The following is a 16,528-nucleotide window of genomic DNA, read 5'->3' on the forward strand; positions in this document are numbered from 1 at the left end:
TCTTCTCTGTTTCCGGGAAGCCGGTGCCGCACCCGTCGTGGGGATGGGTGTCTTGAAAGCGGACGTCACGAGGCATCCCCGGTCTCACGCAGAATTCGGAGCCACCGCGCGGGTTCGACCGCCACCGCGGCCGACGGCGCGGCGAACACGAGGCGTGCCAGCGTCGTCGGCGCGGCGCCGCGTCGGCCGAGTGCGTTGGCGCACAACACCATGAGCATGTCCTGTCGCACGGGGGTGGCCGGCATTCGCTCCGCCACCTCGGCCGCGAGGGCACCGCGGTCGCGCGCGCCCGCCAGCAGGAACCGCAGCAGGTCACCGAAGCCGCACTCCGCGGCCGCCCGCGCGGAGATGAGCGTCCGGGTGTGTTCAGTGGCGCCCCCGATCGTCCACATCGTGTGCACGTGGTGCGGTAGGGACGTGCCGCCCAGCCCCGCCATGCCCAGCACGACGTCCCGGGCGACCTCCCGGGCCCCGCCGCGCACCAGCGCCACGGCGAGTTGCCGGTCCGCGTCGAGCACGGTGGCGGCGACGTTGTTCTCGAACGCGTCGTAGGCGGGGTCGTCGTGGTCGACGTTCAAGTACGGGTTGCCACCGACGGTGATGTTCATCCACCGGAACGAATCGACCAACTTCTCGTAGGCGGCAGTCGCCGCGTTGTGCGTCTTGAGCGCCGCTTCCGTCTGCCCCGTGCTCGCCCGCAGCCGAGCCAGGAGGTAAGACACCACCGCCTTGCTCCGCGCGTCGGTGCGCAGGCCCTTGATCCGTCGTGCCGCTTCGTCGATCGCCTCGCGGACCTGGCGCTCGAAGCGCTCGTCGCCGTCCAGGACCTCCAACGCGTCGTGCAAAAGCCCTGCGCGCGAAATGGGTTCGTTCGTCTTCGCGAACTCCAGGACAGCGGCGGCACCACCGGCCCGGGCGGCGGCCCTCATCCGAGCACTTCCCAGCGCCGCGGACCAGTCGAGTTCGCTGTGCGCGGTCACGGCTTCGGCCGCGGCGAGGTGGTCTTGTTCCGCCAGGCGATCGCGCAGTGCCAGTACGTGGTGGCGCGGAACTCGCTTCGCGCCGCTCTCTTCCAGCAGCGCGAGCGCCCTTCGTCCTCCCGCGGCGGTGCCGAGGAACTCGAAGGCCGACCAGTCGCCGTCGTCCTTCGCACCGCTGCCGGCGATCTTCACCAACTCGGCGGCGGTGGCGGGATCGGGGTCGAAGGCCTCCGTCAGGGCGGCGGCCAGCGCACGGATCGTCCAGCCCGGCTCTCCGGCTCCGCCCGGCAGGACGCGATCGACCAGCGCTCCGGTCATCACCCGCAGGCCACGGGCAGCGAGTGCGGTGAACCGCTCGGAGTCGCCCCGGAGGTCCCGCAGCGCGACTCCGGCGCAGAACAGCTGCGCACCCGCGTCCTCGCCGTCCAGGTGGTCGCCCAGCAACGCGGTGAGGCGAGCCAGCACCTCGTCGGCCAGGCCGTCTTCCTCCGCCGCCACCATCCGTTCGACGAGGTGCACGAGCACCGACCCGCCGTCGACCGCCCCGAACCGGATCAGCTCCGCGGCCAGGTCCTCCGCCAGGGCGAAGTCCCGCACGGTCGCGGCCTCCATCCCCATCAGCAGCACCAGTCCCTGCAGACAGGGACCGTGCACCGCGTCCAGGTGGTTGCCCGCGACGAACGCGCCGTCCGGGGCGGAGTCGAGCCGCGGCATCCGTTCGCGCAACGACCGCAGGATCCGTCGAGCCTCCACCGGATCTCCGTCCCTGCGCGCCGCGACGGCGCTGTGGTAGGAGATCCACTGGTCGTTCGGGTACGAGCTGTCGCGCAGCAGTCCGGCGAGTTCCGCCCGTGCCCTCGTCCTGATGTCCTGGTCTTCTGCAGCGTCCGGACGGCCCCGCGCGGCCAGCGCGTCCGCGTGCAGGACGCGGTAGTCGCTCAACCGGGCCAGTGCCTCCGCGACCCCGTCGACCGCGTTCCAGGACGCCGCCGCGCAGAAGGCCAGGTCCTCGAACAAGGTCGGGCTCGCCGACCGGTGCACGTGCCGGGCCACCTCCATCGCGCCGGCCGGGTCGCAGCGCTTCTCCGCCAGATCGACGGCGTAGCGGAGCACGCCGTAGCGGTAGTGGTGCGAGTCGCTGATCTCCGGCTCCTCCAGCGCGGCGGTCGTCGCCCCGCGTTCGAACAGGTGCCGCTTCAGGAAGCCGACGCCCACGTCGTCGAGCAACGCGTGGCACAGGCCGCGCACCGGCCCGTCCGGATCCGCGACCCGCAGGTGTGCCAGCAGGCCGCAGATCGGGTACTGCCAGTCTCCGCCGAGGCTGCGGGTGGCCCAGCCCGCCAGGTCGCGGAGCCTCGCGGCCGCGGCCGCGCGCTGTCCGTCTTCCACCTCCTGGCATGCCCGGACGAGCTGCCAGATGACGCTGACGTCGTAGTCGCCGAGCTGCACCAGGGCGTCGGCGGCGAGACGGTCGACGTCCTGGGCGGCCAGGTCCGGATCGGCGCCGTGCCGCTGCGAACGCAGTTCGAGGTCACGCACCATCAACCTGACCATGCACTCCGGGCTGTCCAGCGCGATGGCCGAGTCGCAGGCGGTGAGCAGCGTCGTGAACCGGACCGAGAGCAGGACTCCGGTGCGCTGCTCATGTTCCTGCCACCGGTCAGCGGACGTGGCGTACTCGCACAACTCGCGGTGCATGCCCGCGCCGTGGAGGTGGTACGCGAAGTTCTGGAGCAGGTACTCCGGTGCGCTAAGGGGGCCAGACGCGAGAAACGCCTCGCCCAGCACCTGATGCGCCTCCTCGGATCTGATCCGCAACGCGTCGTCGGCGAGCAGGAACGTGCGGAACGAGTCGTGGAAGATGCCCCACCGCGACGTGCGGGGGTCGGCCCGGAGGAACTCGCTCAGGTCGTCGACGGTGTCCTCCACCGCCGACTCGGGCAGCCGGAGCACGGCGACCAGGTCGCCGACGGTCAGGCCGGGTTCCCGTGCCACCGCGAGAAGTCCCAGCACGGGACGGTACCGGGCGCGCCAGTCCCGTCCGCCCAGGTCGTTCGCGACCCTCCTGGTCAGGTACTCGCGGTAGACGTCGCCCAGCCCGGCCGGCAGCTCCGCCGCGTCCAGTGCCGCGCCCGGCTCCCTGAGCAGGCCGATGGCGTACTTGGCGTACAGGTAGTTGCCCTCGGCCTTTGCCGCCACCAACTCGGCGCGGTCGTCGGGCTGGGAGCCGGTCGTCGCGAACCGTGACCGGCAGAAGAGCAGCATGTCGTCGCCCGCGCGCGGCTCGTCGCGAACGAGGTCGACCACCTCGGCAACGAGGTGGCGGAACTTGTCCTGCTCAACGGTCCGGCAGGTCAGCACGAGGCGGAAGTCGAGCGGCGAGTTCGCCAGTCCTCGCAGTGCGGCGGTGAGCAGCAGCACGAGCTCGTTGTCGAGGCCCGGCGAGTTCGTCTCGTCGACGGCGTCGACGATCAGCACGACCCGGGGCGGGTTCTCGATCGACTCCAACGGGGCCTGAACGCACCGGGAGAACATCGAGCGGGGCGATTCCAGGCCGAGCTGCAACGTGCCCACGGACACCGCGGAGATCTCGCTGCTCACCGCGTGGCCGACCGAGATGTCCGACCTGATCTCGACACGTCTGCCCAGCGTCGCCGCGAGGGCCTCCGCGTACGGGGCCGAGCGGGCGCACAACTCCCGGACGATCGTGTCGACCAACCGCCAGGGCAGCAGCGTGGCGTCGTCGTTGGCGTGGCATTCGTGCAGCACCGCGACGGCTTCCGCCGTGTCCAGCGACTGGTGCACGCGGCGGGCGAGCGTGGTCTTGCCGGAGGCGGGAGGACCGTGCACGAGAAGTGTCCGCCGTGCAGTCCTGACGGTGCGCAGGCACCGTTCCACCGCCCACTCGCGGCCCACGAATCCCTCGTCCGCAGGCGAACGCCCCGCGGGTTGCGCAGCGACCACGAAACTCCCCCTGTCCGGCCGGCAGTCACCATGTCGCTCGTCGACCTCGTTTGGCTAGCGATGCAGGTCGTGCGCAGGTCAGTTCTCGTGCACCTTCTGGACGGCAGGTACCGCAATCGACTCCATGGCGGCGGCCGCGAGAGGAGCCGCCGTCCCGGCGTAGCGGGTGGCCAGCGACTGGAACAGCCGCTCCGCCTCGATCGCGGGCCAGTCGCCGGCCAGCAGCTCGGCCGGCAGGTGGGGGTCCTGGCGCACGAGGTCCAGCCAGTCGCCGTGCAGCACCAGCTGGCGGGCCAGGTCGTCCGGCAACGAGGCGTCCGGCTCGCGCCACTTCGCGAGGAAGTCCTGGTAGCGCGCGGCGATGGCAGCCGTGTCGAACGCGCGGCGGGCCAGGTCCGCCGCCTCGGTCGGCTTGGCGTGCTGGGCTGTGAAGACCGTGACGTTCTCCGCGAGCCCCTCGACCAGCTCGGTCACGTCGCGGGCGCCAGGGGCGATCCACAGGCCGTTCTGCACGGGGCCGAAGCCCGCCCACTGCAGCTGCGAGCGCAGGTCGTGCCGTTCGCCGCGGCGGCCCTCCGGCAGGGAGAAGCCGACCAGGGTCCAGGTGCCGTCCCAGTCGCGGTTGACCGCGCCGCGCTGCCAGATGCGGCGCTCACCGTCCTGCAGCACGGCCGTCGCACGGGCGGTGAGTCCGAAGTAGACCTTGCGGCCGTTGCGGTGCTTGGCGAGCAGGCCGCGCGACGTCATGCGCGTCAACGTGGAGCGCACCGCCTCCTCCGAGACGTCCACGCGCCCGAAGACGTCGATCACGCTGCCCGAGTAGACCGCGATGTCGCGGCCCAGCACGTACAGGCCGAGGAAGTTCAGCATCAGGGACTGGGGCGTCACACCTCTCACGATACATGTTGGGCAGCATCTAGACGAGCGTCATGAATATGCCCTACTTTGGATCGCGACCCCCACGGAGAGGACTCGCCTGATGGAGCTGTCGGGAAAGGTCGCGATCGTCACCGGTGCCGGTCGCGGGCTGGGCCGGGCGTACGCGGAAGCGTTGGCGCGCAACGGGGCCCAGGTCGTCGTCAACGACGTGGACGAGGTCGTCCACGAGGTCGCGGCGAGCATCGGCGGACGCGCGGTGATCGCTCCGGTCGGGACGGCCGAGACCGCCCAGTCGCTCGTGGACGCCGCCGTCGAGGAGTTCGGCCGGCTCGACGTGCTGGTCACCAACGCGGGCGTCCTGCGCGACCGCGTGCTGTGGAAGATGAGCGACGACGACTTCGACACCGTGATCAACGTGCATCTGCGCGGCACCTTCACCTGCGCACGCGCCGCGGCCGTGCGGATGCGGGAGCAGGGAACGGGCGGCAGCCTCGTGCTGGTCTCGTCGCCCGCCGGGCAGCGCGGCAACTTCGGCCAGACCAACTACGCCGCCGCGAAGGCCGGGATCGCCGCCATGGCGCGGACCTGGGCGCTGGAACTCGCCCGGTCCGACATCGCCGTCAACGCGGTCGTCCCCGTCGCCGCCACCGAGATGACCCGCACGATCCCGGCGTTCGCGCCGTTGATCGAGGAGTCGGAACGCACCGGCGCGCCGCTGCCGGAGTGGGTGCGGCGCGACGAGGGCCTCGGCACCGTCGAGGACGTCGCCGGACTGATCGTCTACCTCGCCTCGGACGCGGCGAAAGGCGTGACGGGACAGGCGATCGGCATCGGTGGCGACCGGCTCGCGCTCTGGTCGCACCCCGCCGAGAAGCAGGTCCTGCTCGCGGACGGCGGCTGGCAGGCGGACTCGATCGCCGAGCGGTTCGGCGAGTTCGAGGCCGAGACCTACGGGATCCCGCAGCCGGTGGCGCGATGAACGCTCCCAGAATGGATGTGGACAGCCTCGTCGCCATCGACGTCCACACCCACGCAGAGGTCTCCGCCGACGGCCGCAGTTCGCTCAGTCCCGCGCTGCTCGAGGCGTCCGCCAAGTACTTCAAGGCCGCCCACCGCCAGCCGACGATCGCCGAGACGGCCGAGATCTACCGCGAGCGCAGGATGGCCGCGGTCATCTTCACCGTCGACGCGGAGCACGCCACCGGCCACCCGCGCATCTCCAACGAGGAGATCGCCGCGTCCTGCGCCGAACACGCCGACGTGCTGATCCCGTTCGCGAGCGTCGACCCGTGGAAGGGCCGCACGGCCGTCCGCGAGGCCCGCAGGCTCGTCGAGGAGCACGGCGTGCGGGGCTTCAAGTTCCACCCGAGCCTCCAGGACTTCTCACCGGACGACCGGATGGCGTACCCGCTGTACGAGGTGATCGAGGAGCTCGGCGTGCCCGCGCTGTTCCACAGTGGACAGACCGGGATCGGGGCCGGCGTGCCCGGCGGTGGCGGCATCAGGCTCAAGCACTCCAACCCGATGCTCGTGGACGACGTCGCCGTGGACTTCCCGCACCTGCGGATCGTGCTCGCGCACCCGTCGTTCCCGTGGCAGGACGAGGCGCTCGCGGTGGCCACGCACAAGCCGTTCGTGCACATCGACCTGTCCGGCTGGTCGCCGAAGTACTTCCCGCCGCAGCTCGTCCGCTACGCCAACACCCTGCTGCAGGACAAGGTCCTGTTCGGCTCGGACCACCCCGTCATCACCCCCGACCGCTGGCTGGCCGACTTCGCGAAGCTGGAGATCTCGGACGAGGTCCGTCCCAAGATCCTCAAGCACAACGCCGCCCGCCTGCTCGGACTCGTGAAGGAGGACGCGTGACCATCTCCGTCGAAGGAATCGCAGAACTCAGGGCCCTGTCGGGACAAAGCCTCGGGTGCACCGACTGGCTGCAGGTCGACCAGAGCCGCGTCGACACGTTCGCCGCCGCCACCGACGACCACCAGTGGATCCACGTCGACCCGGAACGCGCCGCCTCCGGCCCGTTCGGCGGCACGATCGCGCACGGCTACCTGACGCTGGCGCTGCTCATCCCGCTGATGACCGAACTCCTCGAGGTCTCGGGCGTGCGGATGAGCCTCAACTACGGGCTGGACAAGGTGCGGTTCCCCGCGCCCGTACCGGTCGGCGCCAAGATCCGGCTGCTCGGCCAGGTCGCGTCCGTCGAGGACGTGCCGGGCGACGGCGTGCAGCTCACCGTCGACTTCACCGTCGAGATCGAGGGTTCCGCGAAGCCCGCTTGCGTCGCACGTGCCGTCTACCGCCACTACACATGAGGTGAAGTCATGGCGCCAACAACGCAGTTACGCCGTGCAGTCGCGTCGAGCTTCCTCGGCAGCGTGATCGAGTACTACGACTTCCTGCTCTACGCCACGGCCTCCGCGGTCGTGTTCAACAAGGTCTTCTTCTCCTCGCTCGACCCGCTGGTCGGCACGATCGCGAGCTTCGGCACGTTCGCCACCGGCTACCTCGCCCGGCCACTCGGCGGAATCCTCTTCGGACACTACGGGGACCTGCTGGGGCGCAAGAAGATGCTCGTGCTGACCATGAGCCTGATGGGCGTGGCGAGCTTCCTGATCGGCCTGCTGCCCACCTACGCCCAGGTCGGCTGGCTCGCGCCGGCCGGGCTGATCCTGCTGCGCGTCGTGCAGGGCATCTCCGTCGGCGGCGAGTGGGGCGGCGCCGTGCTGATGTCGGCCGAGCACGCCACCTCCCGGCGCGGGCTGTGGGCGAGCTTCACCAACGCCGGGGCGCCGTGCGGCATGGTGCTGTCGACCCTCGCTCTGAGCGGTACCGCGGCACTGGTCGGCGAGCAGGCGTTCCTCGACTGGGGCTGGCGGGTGCCGTTCCTGCTGAGCCTGGTGCTGCTGGGCATCGGCCTGTTCGTGCGGATGAAGGTCGAGGAGACGCCGGTCTTCAAGGCGGAGCGCAAGCGTGGCTCGATGCCGTTGCTCGACGTGCTGCGCAACCACCCGCGCACGTTGGCGCTCGGCATCGGCGTCGGCCTCTCGGCGTTCGTCGCGCAGTCGACCCTGACGACGTTCGTGCTCGCCTACGGCGTGCAGGCGGGCAACAGCAGGCAGATGATCCTCAACGCGCTGACGCTGTCCTCGGCGCTCGCGGTGATCGGCATCATCGGCTGGTCGGCGATGTCCGACAGGGTCGGGCGCCGGCCCGTCGTGCTCGTCGGCGCCGTGCTCATGGCGGCGTTCGGGTTCGTGCTGTTCCCGATGGTGGACAACGGGTTGATCGTCGTCGCGCTCGTGCTCGGCCAGGCCGTGATCCACCCGATGATGTACGGGCCGCTGGCCGCGCTCTACAGCGAGCTGTTCAACACCGGCAGCCGGTACACCGGCGCCTCGCTCGGCTACCAGCTGGCGGGTCTGGGCGCGGGGCTCGCGCCGTTGCTCTTCGCGCAGGTGCAGAAGACCTCCGGCACGGGCGCGATCCCTTACATCCTCGCGGCGTTCTGCCTGCTCACCGTCGTCTGCACGGTGACGCTGCACGAGACCAGCCGGACCAGCCTGACAGGAGACAGGAATGCGCAACGCGGGACTGGGCAGCTGGCCGCACCGCCGAGCACGCATGGCGCCGAAGCGTGAGGCGTTCACCTACGACGGCGTCTCCACGTCGTACGGGGAGGTGGCCGTCCGCACGACCCGGCTGGCGTGGCGGTTGCGGGAGCTCGGGGTCCGGCACGGCGACCGGGTCGCGTACCTCGGCCCGAACCACCCGTCGTTCGCCGAGACCATGTTCGCCGCACACCAACTGGGCGCCATCTTCGTACCGCTGAACTTCCGCCTCACCCCAGCGGAGATCAACTACCAGCTGGCCGACTGCGGCGCGCACGTGCTGGTGCACGCGCCGTCACACCAGGTGGAGCACCCGCGGGCGGTGTCGCTGGCCACGTACGAGGATTGGCTTCTCCAGGGCTCCGACGAGCCGCTGGACGAGCCGGTCGGCATCGACGACACCGCCCTGATCCTCTACACCTCCGGCACCACCGGCAGGCCCAAGGGCGCGCTGCTCAGTCACGCCAACCTGCTGTGGAACACCTTCAACCTGATGATCGGCGTCGACATCGCCTCGGACGACGTCGCGCTGGTCAGCGCACCGCTGTTCCACGTCGCCGCGCTCGCCCAGACGTTGCTGCCGACGTTCGTCAAGGGCGGGCGCAGCGTGATCACCTCGCGCTGGGACGTCGCCGAGTGCGTCTCGCTGATCGAGACGCAGCGCGTGACGTGGATGTTCGGGGTGTCCACGATGTACGCCGACCTGGCCGCCTCCCCGTCGTGGCCCGCCGCCGACCTGTCGTCGTTGCGGGTGCTGCTGTGCGGCGGGGCGGCGGTGCCCGACGCGGTGATCCGCACCTACCAGGACCGGGGCTTGGTGTTCTGCCAGGGCTACGGCCTGACCGAGACCGCGCCCGGTGCCACGTTCCTGGAGGCCGCCGACAGCGTGCGGAAGGCGGGTTCGGCCGGTCCCCCGGTGTTCTTCGGTGATCTGCGGCTCGCCGACACCGGCGAGATCGAGGTGCAGGGCCCGAACGTCACGCCGGGCTACTGGAACGACCCGGTCGCCACCGCGGCCGCGTTCACCGAGGACGGCTGGTTCCGCACCGGCGACCTGGGACGGCTCGACGACGGGCACCTGCACGTCCTCGACCGGCTCAAGGACATGTACATCTCCGGCGGCGAGAACGTCTACCCGGCGGAGGTGGAGAACGCGATCACCTCGCACCCGGACGTGGCCGAAGTCGCCGTCGTCGGGGTGCCGGACCCGCGCTGGGGCGAGGTGGGGCGGGCGTTCGTCCGGCCTCGCGACGGTGCGCTGGTGGACGCCGCGGGGCTGCGGGAGTTCCTGGTGCCGCGCCTGGCGAAGTACAAGATCCCGGTCCACGTCGAGGTGGTCGCCGAACTGCCGCGCACGGGGTCCGGGAAGGTCCTCAAGCCCGCGCTGCGCCGGTTGCCGCTGTGACCGCGTGGCGGGCCAGGACCGTCTGGACCGCCTCGTCCACCGAGTGGGCCATGGCCTTCTCGGTGGGCGCCCAGTTCACCAGCAGCATGCGGGGCCAGAACGCGAAGTTCGAGATCATGCCGAGGAACTGCGTGGCGGCCAGGACCGGGTCCTCGACGGTGAGCGTGCCGGCCTCGTGTTCGGCGGCCAGGTAGTCGCGCACCGCGTCGAAGAACGGTTGCTTGCCCAGCTTGAACTGGGTCTGCCCGAGTTCGGGGAAGCGGGGCGCCTCGGCGATGACGATCCGGAACAGGGCGACCATGCCCGGCCGTGTCAGCAGCGCCACGTACCGGTTGCCGAGCGCGGTCAGGCCCTTCTCCGGGTCGCCGGGCCGCGGGGTGAGCGCGCCGTCCTCCGTGCGCCAGTAGTCGGTGACGATCGCGTCGAACAGCTCGGCCTTCGTCGGGAACTGCTTGAACAGCGTCGCCTTCGACACCCCGGCCGCGTCGGCGATGCGCGCCAGTGAGGTCTTGTCGTAGCCGGACTCCAGGAACAGCCCGGTGGCGGCCTCGACGATCGCCGTCCGCTTCTGCTCCGCCATGCGCTCGTGGTAGGTCGGCACGCCCTCCAGTATGCCATGAGGTGAGTCACTTGACTCACCATGCCGTTCGTGTCTACGGTTCCGAGGCGAGTCACTCAACTCACCTCTGGAGGACATGATGGGACGCTTCGACGGCAGGACGGTGTTCGTCACCGGCGCGACGAGCGGGATGGGAGCGAGCCACGTGCGGGGCTTCCACGCGGAAGGCGCACGGGTCGTGATCGCCGCACGCGACCTGGACGCGGGCTCGAAGGTCGCCGACGAACTCGGTGAGCGGGCGTTCGCCGTGCGGCTCGACGTGACGGACGAGGACGCCTGGGCCGAGGCCGTCCTGGCCGTGGAGGAGCGGTTCGGGCCGGTGTCGGTGCTGGTGAACAACGCGGGCGCGCAGCACGCGGCCGCGCTGATCGAGGACACCTCGCGCGAGGTCTGGGACCGGACCCTGGCGGTCAACCTGACCGGGCAGTTCCTCGGCATCAAGCACGTCGCGCCATCGTTGCGCAGGGCGGGCGGCGGGTCGATCGTCAACATCGCCTCGACCATGGGCAACGTGGGTTCGCCGTTCTACGCGCCGTACGTCGCGAGCAAGTGGGCGCTGCGCGGGCTGACCAAGACCGCCGCGCTGGAGCTCGGCAGGGACGGGATCAGGGTGAACTCGATCCACCCCGGCGTCGTGTCGACGCCGCTGATCAACGAACCGGTCGCGGCCGGTCAGGCCGCGATCGGCGACCTCTACTCCCCCGCACCGTTCGCCGTGCCGCGTCTCGGCGAGCCCGGCGAGTTCACCGCACTGGTGCTCTACCTGGCCTCGCAGGAGGCGGCGTTCGCGACCGGGTCGGAGTTCGTGCTGGACGGCGGTCTGCTGCTCGGACCGGCACTAGCCGCTGTCTGACAATTCCGTCGGACGACACCGCCCGCGGATCTCTCACCCGCGCCTCTCACCGAACGAAACTGTCAGACACCGCCTAGCCGCGTAGGTAGTCCTTCACCGGGCCGAAGGTGAACAGCCCGGTACCCGCCACGAGCTCGTTCTCGGCGGGCAGGAGCAGCGCATGTGCGCGCTCCGCGAGTTCGTCGTCCCGCAGCCTGGTCGCCGCCATCGCCAGCAGGCAGGCACGGACCTCCGTGAGCAGGTCCGCCGGCCCGTCGGGAAGAGCACGTGCGGCCTTCACCGCCTCGCCGTGCGGCAACGCCAGCGGGCGCACCCACTCCAGGTGGGGACCCCAGTCATCGGTGAGGTCCACTGTGGACGGGCCGTGCAGGCTGAGCAGTGCCAGCGGCAGGAGTCCGCGTTCCATGCCCCACATGCCGGTGCCCTTGACGCGGCCGGCCGCGGCCCGGTACGCGCTGTCGGCTTCGGCTGTCTTCCCGGCTGCCGCGAGCTTCAACGCCGCGTACCAGTCGGTGAAGAGGCCGACCAGCGGCAGGTCGTGTCGTCGTGCCAGATCGTCGGCCGCGGCCGCGTGCTGGTCGGCGGTGCCGAAGTCGGCCAGCGCGGAGCAGGCCTGGACGAGGATCAGGTGGCCCAGCACCTCGTGGGTCACCAGGCGGCCGGACGCGACCTCGAGGAGTTCCCGGCCGATCGCGGCACGTTCCGGAGCCAGGCCGGTGCGGTCGAAGGTGTGCATGAAGCGGGCGTTCAGCGCGAATGCCAGCAGTTCGGGGTCGCCGAGGGCATGAGCCGCTGCCTCGGCTTCCCGCGCTTCACCGAGGCGGGCGCCGGTGCCCCGGTCCTCCATCGCGATGGTGGCGAGCAGGCGGGCACGGGTGGCGGTCGGACCGGGGAAGGCGGGCAGGATCCGTTCCGCGGCGGCGACGAGTTCGGCGGAGTGGGCCGGGTCGTCGTTGGTGGTCCAGATGCCGGGGACGTCGAACGACCCGATCACCTCGGCGACCTCCCGCGGGCCGGCGGCGATCCGCAACGCGGCCGAGCGCTGCGCGCGGGCCGCTTCCAGGTCCCCGCTCACGGCCAGCGCCCTGGCCAGGCCGGTCAGCAGGCCGACCCGCGCCGAACCGGCGGCCTCGACCGCCGCACGCCACAGCGTCACCGCCTCGCGCGGTGAACGGGTGACCTCGGCGGCACCCGCCAACGCGCGGACCGCGGACTCGCTGCGCACGCCCGCGAGCCGGTAGTGGTGAGCGAGCAACGGCACGTCCTCCGGATGCGCCGACTCCACCGCCGACGCCGCGAGCGCGTGCCACCGCGCCCTCCTGGTCAGGGACACCTCCTCGTACAACGTGTCGCGCACCAGCACGTGGGTGAACCGGGCGAGACCGGGCGCCACCTCCACGAGGAAGCCGGCTTCCAGCCCGAGGTCCAGCGCGTCGAGCACGTCGGCACCGGCGATCGCGGCGAGCAGGTCCACCTCGACGTCCCGCCCGAGCACCGATGCCTGGTGCAGCACCGTCCGCGCCGCCGGCGGCAGTCCGGCGAGCCGGTGGCGCAGCACGTCGCGCACACCCGGTGGAACGGCACCGAGGTCACCGCCGGACTCGACCAGCCTGACCAGTTCCTTGACGTAGAACGGATTGCCGCCGCTGCGCTCGTGGATCGCTCGCGCGTCGAGGGATCCCACCAGAGCGGCGACCGACTCCTCGTCCAGGCCGGCCAGCTCGACGCGGACGGGTTCCGCCCGCGCCAGCGCCTCCAGCGGCACGGCGGTGCGCGAGGTCGCGACGATGAGCACCCGGCCGGACAACCGGCCCGCCGTGAACGCGGCCAGCACCGCGAGGGTCTCCTCGTCGGCCTGGTGCAGGTCGTCCAGCACCACGAGCACGGGCGCCGCCGACTCCACTGTGGACACGACCGCCCTGCGCAGGTGGAACCGGTCGGCCGCGACGAGCTCCTCCCCCAACGCCTCGACGACCTGTTGCCACGGCCACGCCACCGGCGCGTCCTCGGGACAGCGCGCCCAGACGGTCGTCCAGCCGCGCGCGCCGAGCACGGTGCTGAACTCCTCGGCCAGCGCGGTCTTGCCCACCCCGGCCTCGCCGGTCACCACCGCGATGCCCAGCCCCGCCTCCGGTACGGCGGCGTCCAGCGCGGCCAGTTCGGAGGACCGTCCGACCAGCCGTGACTCCGTGGCACCCAGCAGGCGGGGCGACTGGGCGAGGATGTCCGCCTCCAGCGCGCGGAGTTCCTCACCCGGATCGACCCCGAGGTTCTCCACCAGGGCGTGCCGCGCCTCGCGCACCGCTCCCAGCGCGTCGCCCTGCCGGCCCTCCCGGTACAGCGCCAGCGCGAGCAGGCTCCAGGCCTTCTCGCGCCACGGGTGTCCGGCCAGGTGCGCGCGAAGGTCGGCGACGACCTCGGCGGAACGGCCCAGCGCAAGGGCAGCGGCGGCGCGGCGTTCGACCGCGACCAGCCGCAACTCCTCCAGCCGGTCGATCTCGGCCCGTGCCCAGTGGAACTCGGCGAACTCGGCGTACGCGGGCCCGCGCCACAACGCGAGCGCACCGTCCAGCACGGACAGGTCGCCGCCGAGCATCTCCTCGAACCGCCACGCGTCCACGTCCGACGCGAGCAACGCGTAGCCCGCGCCCTCGGTCACCAGCAGCGTCGAGGGAGTCCGGGGTGGACGATCGGGTTCCAGTGCCTTGCGCAGCGCGCCGACGAACGTCTGCACCGTGCCGACCGCACCGTCGGGCGGGTCCTCCCACAGGTCGTCGACGAGCGTGCGCACCGGCACGACCCGGCGCCGGGCCACCAGCAGGCGCGCCAGCACCGCGCGTTGCTTCGGGCCGCCGAGGCGGGCGGATCCCGCGGTCAGCGGGCCCAGCACCCCGAACGTCACCACCCGCTGACCCTAACGCTGATTCGTTGCTGATCGGGCACCCGCACAGTGGGCTCGTGAACAACACCGCATTCGACCACCAGCGCGTTCAGGTCTCCGAGGGCATCGAACTGAACGTGGCCACCACCGGCCAGGGCAGCCCGGTCGTGCTGCTGCACGGCTTCCCGCAGACCCACCTCATGTGGCGGCACGTCGCCGCCGACCTGGCCGCCGACCACACCGTGATCATGCCGGACCTGCGCGGTTACGGTGACAGCGACAAGCCCGCAGACACCGGCCTCACCTACGCCAAGCGCACGATGGCCGCCGACGTCGTGGAGGTCGCCCGAGCGCTCGGGCACGACACGTTCGCACTGGCCGGGCACGACCGGGGCGCGCTTGTCGCGTTCCGCACCGGGCTCGACCACCCGCGGCACGTGACGCACCTCGCCTCGCTCGACGTGCTGCCGACGCTGGACATGTGGGACGTCATGCGCGGCACGTCCGCCGCCGTCGGGTTCCACCTGTTCCTGATGGCCCAGCCGCCCGGCCTCGCCGAGCAGATGATCAGCGCGACGCCCGACGCGTTCTTCGGCCACTTCCTCGACGTCTGGGGCGCCGGACCGTTCCCCGCGGACGTCCGGGCCGAGTACCTGCGTGCGAGCCGCGAGGCCGTGACGTCGATCGTCGCGGACTACCGGGCCTCGGCGACGATCGACGTCGAGCACGACACCGCGGACAAGAACGCGGGGAACCAGCTGGAGATGCCGGTCACCGTGCTGCAGCAGGACTGGGGCGCGGCGCTCGGCTTCGACGCCAAGGCGCTGTGGCAGGCCTGGGCACCCGACCTCGACCACCGCACGGTCTCCTGTGGACACTTCATGGCCGAGGAGGCACCGGACGTCGTCGCGACGGCGATCCGCGACCTGCTGAAGCGCTGATTCCTGTTGCCACCGGACGGCCTCAGGCCGCCCTGACGCGGCCCTTGGTGGTCCACATCCGGTAGCCGGCCGACACGGCGTCGGCTTCCGAGGCGAACGCCATGTCGCCCTTCATCCGCCGGTAGTACGGGGAGTCGGGCGTGTGGTAGACCATCGTCTTCGAATTGCCCTTGACCGGCAACGGTTCCTGCCTGGCCGGCTTCGGGTCGGCCGGTGCCAGGGGCTGTTCGGCGATCACCACCTGCTCCGCCGCCGGGCGGGGTGCGGGCAGGGCGATGCGCGTCTTCGGGCGTTCGGGCTGCAGGCGAGCGCGGACCGACAGCCACGTCACCAGCGAGCCGACGGCGAACGACACCAGGCACAGCAGGAACATCTGCGAGAACAACCAAAGCACAGCGAACTCCTAACGAACTACGACGTCGACCTGGCGTGTGGCCGGGTCGTACTCGCCACCGGGGGCGGGACGGGTCTCGATGGCGATCAACGCGGGCGCCACGCCCTGGCCGACGAGGACGTCGCGGACCAGTTCGCCGCGCTTCGCCGCCATCGCCTGGTCCGTGCCGTGCGCCACCAGCGTGATCGAGGCGCGCGGGGCGACCAGCAGCATGCGGCCGACGCGCTCGATGAGCACAGGGCCGTGGCCCTCGTACGCCGTGGTGCCCTGCACGAACCGGATCGCGCCGTTGCCGTTGACCAGGCGCGAGATCGAGTCGTGCAGGGCCTCGACGTTCAGGTCACCGGCCGTCGCGGACGAGCCGATCTCGATGCGGTCGGTGACCTGCAGGCCGTTCGCCGCCTCCCGGACGGCGTCGCGGACCGCGGTCGCCCTGGCCTCGTCGGGCACGCGGGCGGCGATCGCGACCTGTCCGTTGTGGACGGTCGTGGTCACGTCCGACACCTTCGAGGACAGCGCGGCGGAGAGCACCCGCCCGATCACGGCCGGCGGGATCGGCAGCAGGCCGCCGAGCCGGAGCGCGGCCGTGACGCGGTGGTCGTCGGACCGCACGGCTTCCAGCAGCGCACGGCGTTCCGCGTCGTCGGCGACCGCGCCGGACACCAGGATCTCGCCGCCGCGGACCGCCAGGAGGAACTGCTCGGGTTCGGCCGCGCGCACGTCGGTGTCGCCGACGCCGCCGACGTCGGACACCACGGCGCGCACCGCGTCGACCGAGCGCGGCGAGACCTCGCTGACCACGACCGATCGGCCTTCCACGGCCACCACGCCGTGGTAGCCGGCCTTTCCCAGCGCTGTACGCACCTCGGAGTGCAGCGTCCGTTCGACACCACCGCCGTGGACGAACACGCCGGTGGTGGCGAGCAACGCGGGCACCAGGAGCCCGCCGATCCAAACCGCGTGAGGCAAGCGCACGGCGAACTGGGTATCTGACC

Annotated in this window: 13 protein-coding genes; 7 read left to right on the forward strand and 6 right to left on the reverse strand. The window is 71.4% G+C overall.

The genetic code is table 11. The annotated features are described in order from the left end of the window. Positions 1-65: 65 nt before the first annotated feature. Together AB0M48_RS01005 and AB0M48_RS01010 are read right to left on the reverse strand one after the other, a co-directional pair. On the reverse strand, positions 66-3,896 hold the full coding sequence (locus AB0M48_RS01005) for an ATP-binding protein (RefSeq protein ID WP_363835038.1): 3,831 nt from the start codon (positions 3,894-3,896) through the stop codon (positions 66-68). A gap of 126 nt (positions 3,897-4,022) precedes the next feature. Further along, on the reverse strand, positions 4,023-4,832 hold the full coding sequence (locus AB0M48_RS01010; RefSeq protein WP_363835041.1) for a PaaX family transcriptional regulator C-terminal domain-containing protein: 810 nt from the start codon (positions 4,830-4,832) through the stop codon (positions 4,023-4,025). 91 nt (positions 4,833-4,923) lie between these two features. On the opposite strand from AB0M48_RS01010, the gene AB0M48_RS01015 reads away from it, so the two are divergent. The 5 genes from AB0M48_RS01015 to AB0M48_RS01035 are packed head-to-tail and all read left to right on the forward strand — an operon-like array spanning position 4,924 to position 9,845. Beyond that, positions 4,924-5,802 carry an SDR family oxidoreductase gene (locus tag AB0M48_RS01015; RefSeq protein ID WP_363835043.1) on the forward strand — a complete coding sequence of 293 codons (879 nt, stop codon included), beginning with the start codon at positions 4,924-4,926 and terminating at the stop codon, positions 5,800-5,802. A gap of 11 nt (positions 5,803-5,813) precedes the next feature. Next, positions 5,814-6,689 carry an amidohydrolase family protein gene (locus tag AB0M48_RS01020; RefSeq protein WP_363835884.1) on the forward strand — a complete coding sequence of 292 codons (876 nt, stop codon included), beginning with the start codon at positions 5,814-5,816 and terminating at the stop codon, positions 6,687-6,689. Next, positions 6,686-7,144 carry a MaoC family dehydratase gene (locus AB0M48_RS01025; protein ID WP_363835045.1) on the forward strand — a complete coding sequence of 153 codons (459 nt, stop codon included), beginning with the start codon at positions 6,686-6,688 and terminating at the stop codon, positions 7,142-7,144. Before AB0M48_RS01020 ends, AB0M48_RS01025 begins: the two co-directional genes overlap by 4 nt. Before the next feature lie 9 nt (positions 7,145-7,153). Then, positions 7,154-8,470 (forward strand): MFS transporter, encoded by a 1,317-nt coding sequence (locus AB0M48_RS01030; RefSeq protein WP_363835047.1) that lies wholly within the window; start codon positions 7,154-7,156, stop codon positions 8,468-8,470. Next, the gene (locus AB0M48_RS01035; protein WP_363835049.1) at positions 8,409-9,845 is read left to right on the forward strand and encodes a long-chain fatty acid--CoA ligase; all 1,437 of its coding nucleotides are present in this window, start codon (positions 8,409-8,411) and stop codon (positions 9,843-9,845) included. Before AB0M48_RS01030 ends, AB0M48_RS01035 begins: the two co-directional genes overlap by 62 nt. Here AB0M48_RS01035 and AB0M48_RS01040 read toward each other — a convergent pair. Continuing rightward, positions 9,814-10,446, reverse strand: coding sequence for a TetR/AcrR family transcriptional regulator (locus tag AB0M48_RS01040; protein ID WP_363835052.1), 633 nt, complete (start codon positions 10,444-10,446; stop codon positions 9,814-9,816). The genes AB0M48_RS01035 and AB0M48_RS01040 overlap by 32 nt on opposite strands. Before the next feature lie 97 nt (positions 10,447-10,543). Between AB0M48_RS01040 and AB0M48_RS01045 the strand changes: the two genes are divergently transcribed. Continuing rightward, positions 10,544-11,317: a glucose 1-dehydrogenase gene (locus AB0M48_RS01045; protein WP_363835054.1), complete on the forward strand. Its 774-nt coding sequence runs from the start codon at positions 10,544-10,546 to the stop codon at positions 11,315-11,317. A gap of 73 nt (positions 11,318-11,390) precedes the next feature. Here AB0M48_RS01045 and AB0M48_RS01050 read toward each other — a convergent pair whose 3' ends face one another. After that, the gene (locus AB0M48_RS01050; protein WP_363835057.1) at positions 11,391-14,222 is read right to left on the reverse strand and encodes a BTAD domain-containing putative transcriptional regulator; all 2,832 of its coding nucleotides are present in this window, start codon (positions 14,220-14,222) and stop codon (positions 11,391-11,393) included. A gap of 53 nt (positions 14,223-14,275) precedes the next feature. Here AB0M48_RS01050 and AB0M48_RS01055 point away from each other — a divergent pair, with 53 nt between their 5' ends. Then, positions 14,276-15,139, forward strand: a complete 864-nt coding sequence (locus AB0M48_RS01055; protein ID WP_363835060.1) for an alpha/beta hydrolase — start codon at positions 14,276-14,278, stop codon at positions 15,137-15,139. A gap of 22 nt (positions 15,140-15,161) precedes the next feature. On the opposite strand, the gene AB0M48_RS01060 is transcribed toward AB0M48_RS01055, so the two are convergent. Further along, complete coding sequence (locus AB0M48_RS01060) at positions 15,162-15,533, reverse strand: hypothetical protein (RefSeq protein ID WP_363835063.1); 372 nt, start codon at positions 15,531-15,533, stop codon at positions 15,162-15,164. Positions 15,534-15,542: 9 nt separating this feature from the next. After that, positions 15,543-16,508, reverse strand: a complete 966-nt coding sequence (locus tag AB0M48_RS01065) for a hypothetical protein (protein WP_363835066.1) — start codon at positions 16,506-16,508, stop codon at positions 15,543-15,545. Between the last annotated feature and the right edge of the window lie 20 nt (positions 16,509-16,528).

The sequence above is a fragment of the Lentzea sp. NPDC051208 genome (genome assembly GCF_040682435.1).
Classification (GTDB): domain Bacteria; phylum Actinomycetota; class Actinomycetes; order Mycobacteriales; family Pseudonocardiaceae; genus Lentzea; species Lentzea kristufekii.

Excerpts from the sequence above, each read along its gene's own strand:
- AB0M48_RS01015 (WP_363835043.1), top strand. The coding sequence starts at position 4,924 with ATGGAGCTGTCGGGAAAGGTCGCGATCGTCACCGGTGCCGGTCGCGGG.
- AB0M48_RS01020 (WP_363835884.1), top strand. The coding sequence starts at position 5,814 with ATGGATGTGGACAGCCTCGTCGCCATCGACGTCCACACCCACGCAGAG.
- AB0M48_RS01030 (WP_363835047.1), top strand. The coding sequence starts at position 7,154 with ATGGCGCCAACAACGCAGTTACGCCGTGCAGTCGCGTCGAGCTTCCTC.
- AB0M48_RS01035 (WP_363835049.1), top strand. The coding sequence starts at position 8,409 with ATGCGCAACGCGGGACTGGGCAGCTGGCCGCACCGCCGAGCACGCATG.
- AB0M48_RS01045 (WP_363835054.1), top strand. The coding sequence starts at position 10,544 with ATGGGACGCTTCGACGGCAGGACGGTGTTCGTCACCGGCGCGACGAGC.